Raw genomic sequence first — 16998 nt, 5'->3', positions numbered from 1 at the left:
CAGAATCATCAAGACACCGCCTGTTCTTCTAAAAATTTGTTAATGAAGTAAATCTGCCCTTTACCAGTGACCTTAGGAGTCCTAGTAGTTCTAATAGAACCATCCGGATTGTTGACCACTCTTTTCTTAATTTCGAAAAGTCCAAGGTCCATACTGTACTGGGTAGGCAAATTAAACATTTCTCCCTTCTTCTTAATGAGATAACCGTTATCACGCATCCACTGGAACAATCTGTTCTGACCGATATCGATACCATTTTGTTTAAGCAACTTAGATAATTCTCCGATTAGAATGGATGTCTTTGAAACTTCAACTGCTTCAGCGAACAACACTTTTGGCTTATCTAATGCAATCTGACTCTTTAATTCGAGCACTTTCTTATCTGCATATTCCAAAGCTCGCTTCATGACCATTTCAGGCGAGTTCCACATTTTTTCTAGCTGCAGGAAGTATTGTCTTGCTTGTTTCCCTTTTTCGGTTCTTTGGATCATCGCGAGTTCTTTTGCCATATCGAGTTTTAGGTAATGATCTTGTTTGGGTCTGCCGCCAGTACTTTCTAACATTTTTGTGATAAAGTCCTGCCCATCAATAAAACCGTATTCAGACATCCGTTCGAACCACATTGTATAGGGCGTAGTAACTTCCAAAAACTCATGTAATTCACGACCGCTTAAAATGATTTCCCCTTGATCGTTCTTCGATGTAGCAATTAATTCGTTCATCCGCTTCCCTCCTACGCTAAGAACTTTTATTCTTCAGATGGATTTTCCAACATATAGCCCAAAGTTACGATTTCTCGTAGATTGGTAGAGTATTCAACAGAATCCATCTTAGCGTGTAGATCCCCATCTGCTACGTACATTAAAAGGTCTTTACTTAGCGCCATCTCCTTCACCTCCTTCAATCGACAACATGAACTGACCAATTCACCTATTTAATTCCGGCAATCATCAGCATCTAGTGATTATCGACAACATTTTTCGCAACATTCGCCAAAAAAAGTGAGGTTATTCACCTCTGGGAGATTGCGTATTCAATTCATTTATCTTGTTCGTGTATTCGATCTCGCAGTTAATGTCGCAAAAATACCTGTACACCGGAACTTCTTTCCCGCAATTTTTACAAGTTTTCAAGGTTACCACCAGCCGTCTGCCGAATAGTGCCACCAGGTATCGCCAAAGTGGACGTGAAGACAATTTTCTTCTTGAACCCATCGCACTTTGTGCGCAGCTGCCAATAAGTATTTTTTTCGGTCTTCTGATCCCATTGATCTCCTGTGCTCTTTGTATACATCCACTAATAGTTGAGCCTGTTCTTCGGTCAATCCAAAGCGGGCCATATACATGCCAACTCGCGTGTCCACATAGAACGGAACACCAGCAACCATATTTGTTAGATAATCACGGACATCTCGCAAAATATCCATTCGCCCATTTAATTCGTCTATTTTTCTAAGCAAATAGTTAACTGTGTCTGATTCAAAATCTTTTTTACCGTAAAATTCCTGCAACATCTCATGCAGACATTCATGTTTAACATAGAGCGGATCCATTATCTCTCGAACTTCTTTTAAAACTGGTTCGAAATCGATGTCATTAATTTTGAACATTTTTAGCCCTCCTTACTTTTAAGGTCCTTAATTATTTGGCTGTTCTTTAATCCACTGTAGCAAGAACGCTTCACATTCGGCCGCAGGGAAATACCATTTGCCTCCGATCTTATGTTTCGGGAAGCGCGGATCATAAAAGAATTTTTCTTTAATGCTGTTCTCGCCCATGTTTGTTTGACGCGTGAGCTCCTTCATATCCCAGAAAGTATGGCGGCGCTCGATTTGTTCCAGTTTCTTTTTCATTTCGAGCAGGAATTGTTCTTCTATCGCCTTTTCATCAAGTTGGATGCTTAGCAAACTGAATTCCCCTTTCAGTTATTAATGATTTTCCTGGTGTCGACCCACTCAAGGAATTCATCGCGGTAAACGCGTTTGTTTCCCCCGATGACAATAGCTGGAAAACTTTCTTCTTTAAATAGTTCATAAGCTCGACTCTTGCTGATCTGCAGAAAGTCCTGAACATCCTTTGCGGTCAATATAGACGGGAGTTGTTCGAGATTATTGATGGTTCGCAAATTTTTTTCACCTCCTAATTGACCTATAAGTCAATCAGCATTTAAAAATTTTTATTCGGTTTGACAAGTTGTTAATTAACTTATAGGTCAATAATATTCCATTATTTCCACATAGTCAATTATTTTTTATAAAAAAATTGGTTAAACTGAAATTAATTTGACTGATGAGTCAATCGAGGCCGTTTGAATAGCGGAAAACTCTGTAGTAAATTACATAATAGAAGGTGGTGGACTATATGGAATTAGGGAGAAATTTTATCAAGGCTAGACGTCGTAGGGGTATGGACCAGAAAGACGCAGCTCTTAAATTAGATGTAAGCCCAGGCTATCTCTCCAGGGTTGAGAAAGAAAAACAAAAACCCAGCATCGATTTGATTTTAAAAGCTGCCGATCTCTACGGTGTCAAGCCTGGTTTTTTCTTCGAGAAGAAGGATGATCTGGATATTGAAATGCTCTATACCAGGAAAAACAAAGCGTTTATTAGTGATATCAGCTCACTTCCACCGGATGAATTGAGGGAAAAATACAGTATACAATTTGACGGAAAAGAATTAACTGAAAGAGAACTGAAAGGTGTCATGGCTTATCTTCGCTCCCTGAGGGAGATGGAGGACTAGCGGCCTTTTCGTTTTCACTTTGAATAATCAAGAGAATTTCGGAGATGTCAATTACTTCTTTGATCAATTTCATCAGCTCCTAAGGAGATTGGTTGCGGTGCCTTATAAAGTCGTATGTTGCCGCGTACCATCCCATCTGCGCCGAAAGCGCTGGACCCAACAAGAGCTTGCTGATCGAGTAGGCTTAACCAAACAAGCAATGTCAAAAATAGTGAATAATGCCAACATCATGTCATATGAGACAGCATATAGCGTTGCGAAAGAACTTGGGTGCAGGATGGAAGATTTGTATGAGGTACGCTACATCGGCAACAAAGAGTAGACTTTTGTCTGCTCTGCGGCTCGAAAGTCATCATTAACTTTAACTTCTGAACCAATTTTTGTATGTAAATTAATTTTACCTCATAAGGCATTTTAGTTGTCGAAAAACTATGAATCAAATTCCGACACGATTCGACGCCATTCGGCACTGGTAATATTTATGAATAAAGTATACCATACATAAGAACGTGTGTTCTATAATAAAATTAGATATTTTGGAAAAGAGGTCAAATCAACATGTTTTTTCGCAAAGTGAAACGAAAGAAAGGCGAGGTTTGGGAGTGCTTTGACGAGCTTCCAAAGGATCCTGTCACAGGCAAAAGAAAAAGAGTTTCTGCCACGGGCAAAACAAAGCCAGAGGCAAAAGCCAAACTGGCAAGGAAGATGAAAGAAGTCACTGATTATGGATTAACGACGGATCCGGAGCAAAGCAAGATTACATTCGAACAGCTGGCCGAGGAATGGCTCAAAACACACAAGAAGAATATGAAGGAGAGCGCACAGCGTTCCCGCGAATACCATGTAAAAAGATTCAAGAAGTATATTGCTCGAGTGGAAATCCGAGCCATCACCCGGAAAATGTACCAAAACGTACTGGATCAAATGGAAGCTGAAGGTTATTCCATGAATACGATCTATTCCGCCCATGCTGCAGCAAAAAACATATTTAAGCAAGCGATTGTCTGGGACGTCATAAAATCTTCTCCAGCTGATACAGCTGTATTGCCGAAAACAAAGGTCACGATCGAACAACTGGAAACAGGTGAAATCAGCGACTTATACCTGGAGACTGAAGAACTGGAATTGTTCTTATCAACGATTGATAAGAAGGGAAGGCCGAATGACGATATCATTTTCACCTTGCTTGCCTTTACAGGGATGAGGGTAGGGGAACTTCTGGCGATGAAATGGTCAGATGTGGATTTCGAATCAAAAGAGCTAAGCATCACAAAAACCATCTTTAATATAGATGGGAAGAAAGATGAGTATCGCCTTTTGACCCCGAAAACAAAAACGTCCATCAGGAAAATCGATTTTGACGATGAGATCGAACAACTTCTCAAATTGCACAGATCGCGACAGAATGAACAAAAAATGAGAGTACGGAACCTGTGGCACGACGCAGGGTTCATCGTCACCAGAGAAGACGGCTATCCCATGTCACCGCGATTTGTCCACTACCGTATGAAGCGTCTGGAAAAAATTATGTCCGAAAAAGGGTTTAAGAAAAAGTTACGCCCGCACATCCTCCGTCATACGCATACTTCCTTGCTCACGGAAGCTGAGGTGGATCTGCGGGCCATCATGCAGCGCCTTGGTCATACCGACGCGAAAACTACTTTATCAGTATACACTCACATCACCGAAAAGATGAAGAAGGATGCGGCAAATAAAATCGGCTCCTTGTTTGGGGATTTAATCAACCGAAAGAAAATGTAATTCAGGCGGTGATTGGGCGGTGTTTTTATACGAACCACCCAAAAGACCCTGATACATCAATCGTTTCGCCCCTATTAACCAGTACAAATATCATAACGGTTGATAGTGAAACCCGGGGAATCCCGGGTTTTTTGCAGTACCAAGCTTAATTTGCAACTGGTCTATTACGTAAAATAGAAAAAGCACTCCAAATCGGAATGCTTTAAGCTGGGATGTACCCATATTTCTCTAATTCAGCATAAATATTCTTCAATTTCGGGTTCCCTTCGCCAACGATTTTGCCTTCGATCAGGACAACGGGATAAAACATGTTTTCTTCGATAACTTTTTCAGCGAATTCCTTTTTATCGCCCGCTGATGGTGGATTATGAATATCGACATACGTGATTTTGAAGGGTTGATCTTTGTATTTACGGCTGATCGCTGCTTCGAGCCATTCGGATGTTTCTTTTGAGGATGGCAGGTTGATACAGCTTGAACATAAGACTTCTGCGCCGTATATAACAATTTCTACTTCTTTGCACTCCATTTTCAATTACCCCCTACTATTTTCTTTTATTTTACTATACCGATGAGAGGGTTGCCTAAGGATAACGCTGGTATTCTAAGGTTTTTATTCAATTGAATAGATTTTTCCGGCCGTTGAGATTATAATAAGTATTATGAAAGGAGTCGATTTACATGACTGAACAGCAAATGTTTGAGCAAGTACAGGAAGTATTAGATAAATTGCGTCCATTCCTTCTTCGCGATGGAGGAGACTGCGAACTAGTGGATGTGGATGATGGCATTGTAAAACTTCGCCTGCTGGGTGCATGCGGAAGCTGCCCAAGCTCCACCATCACGCTTAAGGCTGGAATCGAACGCGCCCTTTTAGAGGAAGTACCAGGTGTTCTTGAGGTTGAACAGGTATTTTAATTGAACGAATCACAAAGCGGTTTTGCCTTATAAGGCAAAACCGCTTTTTTTCATGCTCGTTCTGCACCCTGTCCAGTCGATGGTCAAGTTCATAATTTCCATTCCGTTTATACACTGTTTCATTTTTTCCGCGACTTCATCCCCGTTACCTGGTTCCGTTAAACACAATATGGACGGGCCAGCACCGCTCAGTGCAACACCGAACGCACCTGATTGGATTGCTTTTTCCCGTACATCATCAAAAAATGGCACAAGTTCCTTTCGGTATGGCTGATGGAACAAGTCGGCGGCCATCATCTTGCCTGCAAGCTTCCAATTTTGTACCATCAAGGATGCAAGCAGCTGATTGGCAACGGCACTTGCCTGGACACTTCGCGAAAATTTCACGTCTTGCGGCAAAACATCCCGTGAAATTTCGGTCAATAATTCCTCCTGGGGGACAACAAGAATTGGATCAAACTGAATCTGGTCAAGTACCGTTAAATCGACTTCCGTTCCTATTTGGCTGCCCACGACTACACCGCCAAAAAGGCTGGCCCCGGCATTATCCGGATGGCCTTCAAATTCGGTAACAATCGCTAATTTTTCTCGTTCGGACAATTGTAATCCGCAAAATTCATTGGCTAGCTCCACTCCGGCAACAATCGCCGCCGCACTGGAACCAAGCCCTCTTGCCAGCGGAATCTCACTTTTGACAGTCATTCGGAGCGGCGGCATTTTCTGCTTGTACAAGGAAGCGGTTTGAAACGCCACTTGGCAGATATAATTCTTTTCATCTCGCGGAAAGTCCATTAAGGAAGGAGACAGCAATTCTACCTCCCACTGGTCGCTTCGAAAAGCTTCCAGTTCCAGATAAAGATTCAATGCGACGGCAAGGGAATCAAATCCAGGGCCAAGATTCGCAGAGCTAGCCGGAACTTTTACTGCAAAAACCTGTCTTGGCATCATGCGATCAGCTTGCGATTCGCCGACTTCGTTCATTGTCTGACCACTCCCCTGATATGTTCGCTGACGATCCTCTCGTCATTTGGGAGCAGCACCGGTGAGATCGTGCTGATATCGATGGCAGTGGAAGGATCCTTCAGGCCATTTCCGGTCAGTACAGCAACAATTCGAGAACCGCGAGGAATTCCTCCCTGTTTCAGAAGCTTATGAATGCCAGCCAAAGAGGCACATGACCCTGGCTCAGCAAATATCCCTTCTGTGGAGGCAAGTTTGCTATATGCTTGTAGTATTTCTTCATCAGTGACGAAATCGATTGTCCCCGCAGATTCATCCCGGGCAGCAACAGCCAGGTTCCAGCTTGCCGGGTTGCCAATTCGAATAGCAGTGGCGATTGTTTCCGGCTGTTCAATCGGTTTTCCTTGCACAATTGCTGCCGCACCTTCTGCCTCAAAGCCAAACATCCTCGGCAAACCGGTCTGCTTAATGGCATCATACTCTTTGAATCCCTTCCAGTAAGCGCTGATATTCCCTGCATTCCCGACTGGAATTGCCAAGATTTCAGGTGCGGCACCCAGCTGGTCACAGATTTCAAAGGCGGCAGTTTTTTGGCCTTCCAGCCGGTATGGATTAACCGAATTGACGAGCGTGACTGGTTCGTTTTCGCTGATAAATCGGACCATTTTTAACGCCTCATCAAAATTGCCTTCGATCGAAACGATGCTTGCTCCATACATTACCGCCTGAGCAAGTTTCCCCATCGCGATTTTTCCATCAGGAATCACGACGATGCACCGCATACCTGCTCTCGCCGCATAGGCAGCCGCCGAGGCAGATGTATTGCCTGTAGAAGCACAGATGACCGTATCACTGCCCTCTTCCTTCGCTTTTGCGACTGCCATCACCATGCCCCGGTCCTTAAATGAACCCGTCGGATTGACTCCCTCTACTTTTACATGCAAATCAATGCCCCATTCCTCTGACAAATGGTCTAGCCGGATCAGCGGAGTGTTCCCTTCATTCAGGGTTAGCATCGGGGTATGGTCATTAACTGGCAGGTATTCACGATATTCCCTCAATAATCCTTGCCACCTCATCGATTGACACTCCCTTCCACTCTGTAGGAACTTTTGATTTCCTTCACGACCCTGAGGTCACGTAGCTCCATTAGAATGGTTTGATAGTCTTTAAGTGAAGCTCGATGTGTAACCACGACAATTTCCGCAAGTCCTTGTTCCTTCAAAGGCATTTGAAGAATCTTTTCAAAGCTGACTTGATGTTTAGCGAACAGCGAGGTGACTTCCGAAAAGACACCAACTTCATCAAGGACATGCAGACGGAGGAAATGCTTCGAACTCATTTCTCCATCATCCATTAGCTGTTTTTCGTATTGCGGAGTGACCATAGAATGGCCATTCACTCCGAGGCGCATGTTCTTGATGACCCCAACAAGATCTGACACAACGGCTGTTGCCGTTGGCAGACTGCCTGCCCCTGGTCCATAGAACATCGTCTCTCCGACTGCCTCGCCGTACACATATACCGCGTTGTACTCATTATTGACAGAAGCTAGCGGGTGGGAGGACGGCAACAGCGATGGCTCCACACATATTTCGACTTTGTCGCCTTCACGGACAGCGATCCCAAGCAATTTCATCGTATAGCCAAGCTGTCTCGCATACTGCAGATCTTCCTCTGTGACCTCTGTAATTCCTTTCACTTTTACATCATCGAGGTCAATTTTCATGGAAAATCCAAGTGTTCCCAAAATCGCCATTTTTCTTGCAGCATCAAGCCCTTCCACGTCAGCTGCCGGATTCGCCTCTGCATATCCTAGTTCCTGGGCTTCCTTCAACACGCTATCATACGGAAGTCCCTCTAGGCTCATTTTTGTTAAAATATAATTTGTAGTTCCATTCACAATTCCCATCATTTTTGTGATTCTGTCAGACGCTAACCCATCCACGAGGCTGCGCAAGATCGGGATGCCTCCTGCGACACTCGCTTCATAGAATAAATCGCAGCCATTTTCACTTGCTGCTGTCAAAAGCTCCGAGCCATGGACAGCCATTAAATCCTTATTTGCAGTCACGACATTTTTTTTATTTCTCAGTGCCTGCAGCATATATTCACGGGTATTTTCGATTCCGCCCATTACTTCAATCACCACTTCAATTTCCGGATTTTCGATGATATCCGCTGGGTCCATCGTTAAGAGAGAAGGATCAACCTTTACCGACCTTTCCTTTTCTATATCCTGAACGAGGATTTTCTTTACTTTCACCGGACAACCAATCTGGTGCATTAATTTATCCTGGTGGTTTTCAATGATTCTTACTACCCCCGACCCTACTGTTCCTAATCCAAGAAGTCCTACCGAGATTGCCTGCATTTTCCCTTCCCTCTCTCTTTGTGTTTTTTAAAAACACATTTGTTTTTATATAGTAGACATTATATCGACGACTCAGTGCTTTTACAAGAGATAATTGGAAAGAAATATTTCATGAAACCGCTTAACATCAAGCTGTTCTAAGGGTAAAAAAAATCCTCCCCTTGATGTTAGAAGGAGGATTCCACCTTATTGAAGCACCGCTTTATTGACAATAGACTTCGGGCTGTCTCCGGTGAGAACAGCTTTGACGTTCGTGCAGCAAAGCTTAATCATCGCGGTCCTTGTGTCCGTACTTGCGGAGCCAATATGTGGGATCGCGGTTACATTTGGCAATTCAAGCAGCGGATGATTCGTTGGAATCGGTTCTTTTTCAAAGACATCCAGTCCTGCAGCGGCAATTTCTTTTTTTTGGAGCGCATGATATAATGCCTGCTCGTCCACAACCGGCCCGCGGCCAGCATTGATGAAAATCGCGCTTTTTTTCATTTTCGCAAAAACATCTGCGGTAAAAAGGTGTCTCGTTTCATCAGTCAACGGAGCCAGGGACACAACATAATCAGCGGTAGATACTAGATCCTCGAATGAACGATAGACCGCACCTGTCTCTTTTTCCGCTTCCGGTTTGCGGGAACGGTTATGGTAAAGAATTTCCATCCCAAATCCTTTGGCGCGGCGGGCAACAGCCTCCCCAATTTTCCCCATCCCAACAATCCCAATCGTCTTCCCATAAACATCATGCCCGGCAAGCAAGTATGGGCTCCAGCCTTCCCACTTGCCTGCCTTGATATAATCAGCGGCTTCGACAATGCGCCTTGCCGTAGCCATCAATAAAGCAAAGGTTAAATCAGCGGTTGTCTCGGTCAGCACATCCGGCGTATTGGTGACAATGATTCCGCGCTCGGTAGCTGCTTTGAGATCGATATTGTCAAAACCAACAGCAAGGTTCGCAATAACTTTCAGGTTTTCACCCGCAGACAGCAGCTCCTCGTCTACTTTATCAGACAGCATTGTGATGATCCCACTGGCTTTTTTTGCTTCCGCGAGCAATACTTCCCTTGGTGCGGGGAAATCTTCCTGCTCCCACATTTTCACGTCAAATTTCTCCGTAAGCTCAAGAATGGTTTCTTCAGGAAGTTTCCTAGTGATAAAAATATACGGCTTCATGTCTAGCTCCTTTGTAAGCGTTTAATATAATAGAATAATAATTATTCTATCACATTTTCGCTAAAGTCTCGACTACCGTAATAACCAATCCACCGGCGGAAGCTTTCCAATTTTCACCGGGGCATCGCCAATCTGGTAAAAGTGACTCAAAAACCTTTCATAATCACCACTCTGGTCCAAGTACTTCCGCAAGCGATCCTCTTGCTGGCGCTTTGTCTGTTCAGATGGGATACTATAGTAATTTTCAACAGCTTCATAGTAATGAAGCGGAAACAGAAGCCGAGCGTACAGCAGCCTCCATGAAAACGGCGTTAATACCGTCAGGCTCTGATATTCGTTAAGGAAGTTCTTTATTTCAGGCTGACTCGTCTGGATGTTGGCAAAATAGCGCTCCCTGACCCACTCAGCCAAATCGCGGCTTCGATGGTCAAACACCCACTCAAACGGATTTTTGATAAAATAAGGCCCTCTCCAGACTGTATTGGTGAAGCGCTCGTGGCAGACAGTACCGTGGTCGGCATTCGTCGGCTTATCGTCGATCTCCGTATCAGCCAAGTATTGAATCGCATTTTCTGTTAATCCCATATAATAGGGAAAAGATTCCATGAACATACGCTCAAAATCGTTCTCGGGCTCCGTATAAAGCTTGCTGCTCCATACCTTATCCATCTGGTCTAAGCGCATTTCCCACAGCTGTTTCCACTGTCCGACCCTGTTCAAGCTTTCCACCTTGAAAGGAATTAGTCGGCCTCTTGCATGAAATCTTGCCAGCTTCCTGCCTGTGCGCATTTTTTCCGGTATCGGTGCGGCACGATTTTCCAGCACACAGTATTTCTTTCCCTCCCATTCGCAAATTTGCCGTCCTTCTTTGTCTGTCAGCAGTTTCGATACATGGCGGTCGCCAGCTTTTTGCATATGGTCTGCGATCCTTGAAAGCTCGCTTATTTCTTGCTCTTTTGCGCCATTAGCGTCCATAATCAAATATAGTCCTTCCTTCTGTTTATACCCATTGTATCTTCCAAGCGATACTTCTGAGTCAGGAGAAATTCCATATATTTCTTTTAGCATCTTTTGTAACATCAAATAGCACCTCTTTCCAAGCCATTCTTTTACAAATATATGTACCAGACTGCAAAACAATGAAATGAATAACTGGCTTCCATCTGGAAATGATTTAAAAGAGGAATTCTTTCACTAAAATGGATTAAGCGGAATAATTTAGGTTAAACAGGAGGAAGAAAGCTGCGATTAAACACAGAAAGGTGATACAGATGATAGAAAAGAAAAGTGCCATCCAAATGACAGAGGAAACTGCCCGAAAGTGGCTTCAGGAACGCGGGGTTGAAATAGAAGATATAGCTAAGCTTGTGTACTTTTTGCAGGAGAAATACCACCCAAACCTACAGATGGAGGATTGCATCCTTAACGTCGAACGAGTATTGTCGAAACGCGAGGTCCAGAATGCCATCTTGACAGGAATCCAGCTTGATATCCTTGCTGAGCAGAAGTTACTTAGCGAACCGCTGCAATCCATTATTGAAACAGATGAGAGCTTGTATGGCGTAGATGAAATCCTCGCTTTTTCCATCGTCAACATCTATGGGTCGATCGGATTCACAAACTACGGGTTCATTGATAAAGCAAAGCCAGGAATCCTTGGGTTCCTTAATGATAAAGAAGCTTCAGGCAAATGCCATACATTTCTCGATGATATCGTCGGTGCTGTCGCTGCAGCTGCATCAAGCCGCCTCGCTCACAGAGCGGCCAATGTAGAGGAATAAGAAAAGCTCAGGGCGCCTAGAACGCCACGTCCTGTGGCTGGCGATGTTTCGTGTTTTTTTACTATACCAACTGCTATCAGGGTATCTTTCATGCGGAAGATACCCTTATGCGAGCATTTCCACCTACATAAGGGTACCGTTCATCCGGAGAGATACCCTTATGTGAGCATTCCCTCCTCCATAAGGGTACCGTTCATGCGGAAAGATACCCTTATGCGAACATTCCCTCCTGTATACATTGGGTCTTTGAACATTTTTCGTAATTTGCGTATGTATGAATAAAAACGGGAATAAATATAAGGGTATGTGTTGACCGATCAAGTAAAAAGCGTGAATTGGCGAACACGAAATTTCAGTCCTCGTGGTGAAGCCCCAGAAGAAATCGTTCAGGCGTGTTTGGATATCATACATACATTCTTATAGCAAAAAGGGCAACCTGAGAGGATGCTCCTTTTTACTTACACTTTAGCCCTAAATTTTTGGACCAATTTAAAAATCAGAAACTTTGCTGAAAATTTTACTTTTCCTATACTTCCCAATCGTCCAGTGAATCGATGGTATAGGTTGGCATTTCCTCGTAGCCCTTTAGCATTTCCTTTGTTGTGACCCCTGTGTGCACAAGCAGGGTATCCATCCCGGCCCTTATGCCTGCAAGGATGTCGGTATCATAATAGTCCCCGACCATTAATGTTTCTTCTTTTGCCGTTCCGAGAACCTTCAACGCTTGTTCCATAATAACCGATTCCGGTTTGCCAATATAGATTGGGTCTGTTTGCGTGGAGAGGGCGATGACTGCTGTCAAAGAACCATTCCCAGGGAGGAGGCCGCGCTCTGTCGGAATGGCGATATCTCCGTTCGTCGAAATAAAGCTTGCCCCGTTCCTTACCGCGAGACAGCCTACCGCTAGCTTCTCATAAGTTATGCCCCGGTCGATTCCAGATACAACAAAATCCGCATTCTCTCCGGCAAACTTCAAGCCTTTTTCTTTAATCGCAATTTGAATTCCCTCTTCGCCAATTACATAAACAGTTGCATCTGGTTTTTTTTCATAAATGAAATTGGCCGTCGCCTGGCTTGTCGTAAAGACCTGCTCCTCAGTTGCAGGGATATCAAAGCCGCGCAACTTTTCCGCTACCTGGGCCGGGGTACGCGATGAATTATTTGTAACGAATAAATAAGGAATTTCCGCTGCAATCAGCCTTTTAATAAAATCCGAAGCCGCCTCGATTCGTTCTGAACCCTTGTACATGGTGCCATCCAAATCAATCAAATAGCCTTTATATTTTGTCATGATGATCACTCCTATGAATAATATTCCCTCGCTGAATGTAAATGAATACTTCCATTTTAGGAAAACAGAACTGGCGTATAGGAAAAGCCCTGCAAACAAAAAGAGGCCGATTGGTGAACTGCTGTTCAGTTCAGCTGATCAGACTCTTTTTCCTAGCTTTATTTTTTAAAAGCGGACACCGGGCCCAGTTCATTGGTTAAATATTCCCTGACCTTTTTCGAATACAGTTTGAGTTGCGGAAGTTCTGATTGGAAAGTTTGGATCAGGCTGGCATGATCTACGGCAGTGTATTGCTGAACTAGCATCTTTCTGAATAAAACCATTTTTTTTAAGCCTGCACTTATCTCCAGCGTCACGACTTTTTCATCATCGAGGATATCGATAATGTCTTCGTAGCTGCCGGGATCCCGCATAATGAAGCCATCAATCATCGCGTTGCCCACGTCAAGAATGGCTTCCACCATCGTATGCGCCACACGTTCCAGCGCCGCTTTTTCCATTGGCGTTTCCCAAGATTTATTGCCTTCAAAAAATTCAATTTGCCCATCCAAAAATTCTAAAGTTTGTTCTATTTGATCCCTGTCGACAAAGTACATCCTTCTCACCTCTTAAAAGATGCTAGACGGTTTGCAACAATCCAGGGCGGGCGTAAAAATAGCCTTGCGCCAGCTCGACCTTGTTCCGCTTTAGGACTGATGCTTCATGCTCCGTTTCAATTCCTTCGGCAATGACAATAGAGCCTGCTTCCCTTGCAATAAGCAAAAGTCCTTTCAGCATCGACTCCTTCACCGAGTTCGTATCGATGTTCTGAATGACGGATCGATCGATCTTGATAACATCTGGCATGATTTCACAGATGGTATTCAGGCTGGCATATCCCGCTCCGGTATCATCCACCGCAATTTTAATACCCATTCCTCTTAACACCTTTATATTATAGATAAAATTGTCGATTCCCTCAATCGAATCCCGTTCGGTAATTTCCAGCGTGATTTGATTTGGTTTGATACTTTCATAGGATTTCATCATTGCTTTCAAGTCACGCACGAACCGGAAATTGCCAAGCGTGATCGGCGTAAAATTAATGAAAACATCATTCGAGCAGCCTGTTAACGTAATTTGCTCAAGAGTTTTCTTTAGGACAATCATCTCTAGCTCATACAGCATATTCGTCTGTCTCGCAACTGAAAAAAGCTGAAGGGGACTTTCAAGTGCCGTGCCTTCTGGACCGCGAGTCAGCATTTCCCATGCGCGAACTTCTTTTGTGGCAACGTCAATGATCGGCTGCGCAAGAATTTTAATGTTTTGTTGGGAAACAATTTTGTTGATCTCATACACCATTTCGTTGAATTCCGTCTGAATCCGTTTTTCCGCCATCGCAAATGCCTGCTGGTGGGCCTTCAAAACTGCTTCATGGACGGACTCCACTGATTTATCAATAAAAATAAATCCCGTGTCAAAGATAGGCTGAACAGTAGGATACTCCAGAAAAATCCTACTTTCCACTTCCCTGAGAATTTTCTTCATTTTCGTTTCAATCTCTGAAACACAATGTTTGTTTCGGTCAATACGTAAAAAAAGACTGAGGCTGTCACTGTAGTAATCGTGAAAAACAATCATGTCTTTTTTTTCCACTTCCCATTCAATGACCGCTTTGAAATGACGCTTCAAAGCCTTATGGTGCTTCCTCGTCTCCTCACCAAGCTGAGCCGCCAGCTCGCGGTGATTTTTGATCGTATAGGCAATGACTGCTACCTCATATCCACTGTTTAAGGCCCTCTTTACCCCGGCTACAACAGGATCTCTCAAGACGAACTGAGGCGGATAATAACAAAGCGATGAATGAGGCAGAATAATCTTCCCCCAACCAAGCAGGTTGTCCAAAATGCTAGTAACACGGCGGGCCATAGGTTTCAATCCTCTCAGATGATGACTAGAACGTTTTCTTTATTGTACCATATTTCGCTAAAATAGACCTTTTTTACTAGATAGTAATTTCGAATTAATTATACACATAGTATGATGGAAATTTCGGCAAAGCTAAAAGGTTTTCTGGTAAGATTGATGAGGAGTGAGCGTGCAGTGGAAATTGGGAAGAGAGACTAATGGAATGAGAATCCCAACTCGTTTTTCAAACCGCAAGCTTCAAATTCCATCTTAGGGGGTTCACAATGACAGAACGATTTTTTTTATACGATGAAACAGAAGCTACAAAAACACGCTACATCAGCTTTGTAGGTGAGAACCAGCGTTTTGATCTCGCCATCTTGCAGACTGGCAGATACTTTGGCAAGAGCATCGTGATGGATATCCAGGGCAGCAAATTCGCCATTCTTGGCCTCGATGATCTGGATGAAGAAGGCTACCTCGAATATGCCTACAACTTAACAGAAGAAGATGCGGAAGAACTTCGCTCCTTTCTGCGCCCCATCCTTTAATTTGGAAACAAACTGCTTGTTAGATTTGACTTTTTTTAGAAATACTAACGAAAAGAAAAACAAGCAAAGGAAGGTGAGACTGATGAGCAAGGAAGACAGCGAAAAATACTCTGATTTTTCAAATGCGGAGAAGCAAAGAAACTATATAACGGCCGAAGACTTTCCAGAAGGGCCATACGGATCGCCGTTTCGAAAAAACGAACTCATTCAGGGCAAAAGCACACCATGGCATGAGGGGCAACGATCCTACAGTAATTTCAATTACGAGTTCAAGTCTCTTCATCAGGGAACTCCCCGAAAAGAAGCAGGTGCCCATCCAACCCATGATGACCCGACTGAAAGTGAACAGCCGCCATATAGCGATCTCTAAGAAAACAAATGCTCCAACACATTATTGGAGCATTCCTTGTTTTCTTAATCTGTTTGACGAGGCTTTGCTACCTTCTTGGCGACAAAATAGGCACAGCCAAAATTGCAGTATTCATATAAATATTCACTTATCGTACTGATTTTCGTATCAAATGTTGATTTCTGGTTCTGGTCATCGAAAAAACCTCGTAAGCGAAGCTGCCCGTAACCCCAGTCACCAACTATATAGTCATATTTCGTCAGTATCTCGCTGTATCTGGCGCGAAAGGCTTCTTCGTTAAAGCCATTCCGTTCTTCATCCACTATTTCATAGCATAGGTTATTGATGCAAATCATTGGTTGGTCCACCTCTTTTTCCGTAACGATCTCCTGAGCTTTTCTTAATTATAACTTATTCCCCATCAATTACTAAGCAAAAAAAATAATTTTGGAGCCATTCTAATCTATAGGGGGTGTTTTTAATGAAAAAAGCATTAATGGCTGTTGGGATTTGTGGTACGGTTGTTTTGACTGGCTGCGGGGCTGGGAATGATAATGCCTCACCATCTGGCGGAAACGATGGCGGGGCAGGTATTTACCAGCGAAGCGGTACTACACTGAATGTAAACGATAACCGGCCAGAATTATATAATGAAAAGGAACGCAAGGGATTGCGGAACAGAAGTGAAGATTTCGGATATGTGCGCCATCAGAAAACAGGTGTGATGGGTGCGAATGAAGCGCAGACTGCACCATACCAAGCGATCGATCGCGAACAAATTGCAGACATGATCAGCAGATTCAGCTTGATGGCACAGAATGTGGATGATGTGTCTACTCTTGTGACAGATGAGGAAGTGCTGATTGTCTATGCAACTGATTCTCAAAATCGAAACGAGACTGCAGATCAAGTGAAACGGATGGCAATGTCAGTCGTTCCGCGCTGGTTCCATGTGTACGTTTCGGACGATACTAGCCTACGAAAAGAAGTCGAGAACTTTGCGACATTGGATACGGACAGCCGAAATGTGGACAATCTGGTTGATGGTGTAATCAAACAGATGCTTAAGTCTCCACAAGGTCGGCCTATGACCACTGGGGAGAATGCCAATGGCGAAGCAACAGGTGAACTAAACGAAGCAACCGACAAAGACGAATTATCAACACAAACAAAAAATGGGAAATAAGAAAAAGAGTTCAGCATGATCGATGCTGAACTCTT

General features: G+C 43.6%; 23 protein-coding genes. 8 read left to right on the top strand and 15 right to left on the bottom strand.

Translation table 11 applies throughout. The annotated features are described in order from the left end of the window. Window positions 1–8 precede the first annotated feature (8 nt). The 5 genes from J2S25_RS04235 to J2S25_RS04215 all read right to left on the bottom strand — a co-directional run bounded on the left by J2S25_RS04235 (window position 9) and on the right by J2S25_RS04215 (window position 2124). A complete protein-coding gene (locus J2S25_RS04235) occupies window positions 9–722 on the bottom strand; it encodes a phage antirepressor KilAC domain-containing protein (protein ID WP_307191272.1) in 714 nt (237 codons plus the stop codon). Window positions 723–748: 26 nt separating this feature from the next. Beyond that, entirely contained in the window at window positions 749–886 is a 138-nt protein-coding gene (locus J2S25_RS04230) for a hypothetical protein (RefSeq protein WP_307191271.1), read from the bottom strand. Between the two features lie 249 nt (window positions 887–1135). Further along, a complete protein-coding gene (locus J2S25_RS04225; RefSeq protein ID WP_307191270.1) occupies window positions 1136–1609 on the bottom strand; it encodes a hypothetical protein in 474 nt (157 codons plus the stop codon). Window positions 1610–1636: 27 nt separating this feature from the next. Further along, window positions 1637–1906 (bottom strand): hypothetical protein, encoded by a 270-nt coding sequence (locus J2S25_RS04220; protein WP_307191269.1) that lies wholly within the window; start codon window positions 1904–1906, stop codon window positions 1637–1639. Window positions 1907–1920: 14 nt separating this feature from the next. Next, the gene (locus J2S25_RS04215; RefSeq protein WP_307191268.1) at window positions 1921–2124 is read right to left on the bottom strand and encodes a helix-turn-helix transcriptional regulator; all 204 of its coding nucleotides are present in this window, start codon (window positions 2122–2124) and stop codon (window positions 1921–1923) included. Window positions 2125–2360: 236 nt separating this feature from the next. Between J2S25_RS04215 and J2S25_RS04210 the strand changes: the two genes are divergently transcribed. The 3 genes from J2S25_RS04210 to J2S25_RS04200 all read left to right on the top strand — a co-directional run bounded on the left by J2S25_RS04210 (window position 2361) and on the right by J2S25_RS04200 (window position 4502). Continuing rightward, window positions 2361–2741, top strand: a complete 381-nt coding sequence (locus tag J2S25_RS04210) for a helix-turn-helix domain-containing protein (RefSeq protein ID WP_307191267.1) — start codon at window positions 2361–2363, stop codon at window positions 2739–2741. Window positions 2742–2838: 97 nt separating this feature from the next. Beyond that, entirely contained in the window at window positions 2839–3063 is a 225-nt protein-coding gene (locus J2S25_RS04205) for a helix-turn-helix transcriptional regulator (RefSeq protein ID WP_307191266.1), read from the top strand. 236 nt (window positions 3064–3299) lie between these two features. Continuing rightward, window positions 3300–4502: a tyrosine-type recombinase/integrase gene (locus J2S25_RS04200; RefSeq protein ID WP_307191265.1), complete on the top strand. Its 1203-nt coding sequence runs from the start codon at window positions 3300–3302 to the stop codon at window positions 4500–4502. A 202-nt stretch (window positions 4503–4704) separates the two neighbouring features. On the opposite strand, the gene J2S25_RS04195 is transcribed toward J2S25_RS04200, so the two are convergent. Beyond that, a complete protein-coding gene (locus J2S25_RS04195; protein ID WP_044391320.1) occupies window positions 4705–5031 on the bottom strand; it encodes a YuzD family protein in 327 nt (108 codons plus the stop codon). A 152-nt stretch (window positions 5032–5183) separates the two neighbouring features. Here J2S25_RS04195 and J2S25_RS04190 point away from each other — a divergent pair, with 152 nt between their 5' ends. Beyond that, entirely contained in the window at window positions 5184–5420 is a 237-nt protein-coding gene (locus tag J2S25_RS04190) for a NifU family protein (protein WP_044391318.1), read from the top strand. Window positions 5421–5447: 27 nt separating this feature from the next. Here J2S25_RS04190 and thrB read toward each other — a convergent pair whose 3' ends face one another. From thrB to yutH, 5 genes are all read right to left on the bottom strand, one after another. Further along, window positions 5448–6401, bottom strand: coding sequence for a homoserine kinase (gene thrB, locus J2S25_RS04185; protein ID WP_307191264.1), 954 nt, complete (start codon window positions 6399–6401; stop codon window positions 5448–5450). Next, entirely contained in the window at window positions 6398–7459 is a 1062-nt protein-coding gene (thrC, locus tag J2S25_RS04180) for a threonine synthase (RefSeq protein ID WP_307191263.1), read from the bottom strand. The genes thrB and thrC overlap by 4 nt, the downstream gene beginning before the upstream one ends. Beyond that, window positions 7456–8754: a homoserine dehydrogenase gene (locus J2S25_RS04175; protein ID WP_044391314.1), complete on the bottom strand. Its 1299-nt coding sequence runs from the start codon at window positions 8752–8754 to the stop codon at window positions 7456–7458. Before J2S25_RS04175 ends, thrC begins: the two co-directional genes overlap by 4 nt. 186 nt (window positions 8755–8940) lie before the next feature. After that, complete coding sequence (locus J2S25_RS04170) at window positions 8941–9918, bottom strand: 2-hydroxyacid dehydrogenase (protein WP_307191262.1); 978 nt, start codon at window positions 9916–9918, stop codon at window positions 8941–8943. A 72-nt stretch (window positions 9919–9990) separates the two neighbouring features. Next, window positions 9991–10998, bottom strand: coding sequence for a spore coat putative kinase YutH (gene yutH, locus J2S25_RS04165; protein ID WP_307191261.1), 1008 nt, complete (start codon window positions 10996–10998; stop codon window positions 9991–9993). Window positions 10999–11189: 191 nt separating this feature from the next. On the opposite strand from yutH, the gene J2S25_RS04160 reads away from it, so the two are divergent. Beyond that, window positions 11190–11699 (top strand): phosphatidylglycerophosphatase A family protein, encoded by a 510-nt coding sequence (locus tag J2S25_RS04160; RefSeq protein ID WP_044391311.1) that lies wholly within the window; start codon window positions 11190–11192, stop codon window positions 11697–11699. 526 nt (window positions 11700–12225) lie between these two features. On the opposite strand, the gene J2S25_RS04155 is transcribed toward J2S25_RS04160, so the two are convergent. The 3 genes from J2S25_RS04155 to J2S25_RS04145 all read right to left on the bottom strand — a co-directional run bounded on the left by J2S25_RS04155 (window position 12226) and on the right by J2S25_RS04145 (window position 14898). Next, window positions 12226–12990 (bottom strand): TIGR01457 family HAD-type hydrolase, encoded by a 765-nt coding sequence (locus tag J2S25_RS04155; RefSeq protein WP_044391310.1) that lies wholly within the window; start codon window positions 12988–12990, stop codon window positions 12226–12228. Between the two features lie 158 nt (window positions 12991–13148). Next, window positions 13149–13586, bottom strand: a complete 438-nt coding sequence (locus J2S25_RS04150; protein ID WP_044391309.1) for a DUF86 domain-containing protein — start codon at window positions 13584–13586, stop codon at window positions 13149–13151. Window positions 13587–13608: 22 nt separating this feature from the next. Next, window positions 13609–14898: an EAL domain-containing protein gene (locus J2S25_RS04145; RefSeq protein ID WP_044391308.1), complete on the bottom strand. Its 1290-nt coding sequence runs from the start codon at window positions 14896–14898 to the stop codon at window positions 13609–13611. 263 nt (window positions 14899–15161) lie between these two features. On the opposite strand from J2S25_RS04145, the gene J2S25_RS04140 reads away from it, so the two are divergent. Further along, window positions 15162–15428, top strand: coding sequence for a DUF3055 domain-containing protein (locus tag J2S25_RS04140; protein ID WP_044391307.1), 267 nt, complete (start codon window positions 15162–15164; stop codon window positions 15426–15428). An 82-nt stretch (window positions 15429–15510) separates the two neighbouring features. Continuing rightward, window positions 15511–15798, top strand: a complete 288-nt coding sequence (locus J2S25_RS04135) for a hypothetical protein (RefSeq protein ID WP_044391306.1) — start codon at window positions 15511–15513, stop codon at window positions 15796–15798. Between the two features lie 44 nt (window positions 15799–15842). On the opposite strand, the gene J2S25_RS04130 is transcribed toward J2S25_RS04135, so the two are convergent. After that, window positions 15843–16133, bottom strand: coding sequence for a YutD family protein (locus tag J2S25_RS04130; RefSeq protein ID WP_044391305.1), 291 nt, complete (start codon window positions 16131–16133; stop codon window positions 15843–15845). Window positions 16134–16258: 125 nt separating this feature from the next. Here J2S25_RS04130 and J2S25_RS04125 point away from each other — a divergent pair, with 125 nt between their 5' ends. Beyond that, window positions 16259–16963, top strand: a complete 705-nt coding sequence (locus tag J2S25_RS04125; protein ID WP_044391303.1) for a YhcN/YlaJ family sporulation lipoprotein — start codon at window positions 16259–16261, stop codon at window positions 16961–16963. The last annotated feature ends 35 nt before the right edge of the window (window positions 16964–16998 follow it).

It is taken from the genome of Mesobacillus stamsii (genome assembly GCF_030814065.1).
GTDB lineage: Bacteria > Bacillota > Bacilli > Bacillales > Cytobacillaceae > Mesobacillus > Mesobacillus stamsii.
Note: the sequence above shows the minus strand (reverse complement) of the source record. Positions and strands in the feature narration are given on the sequence as shown.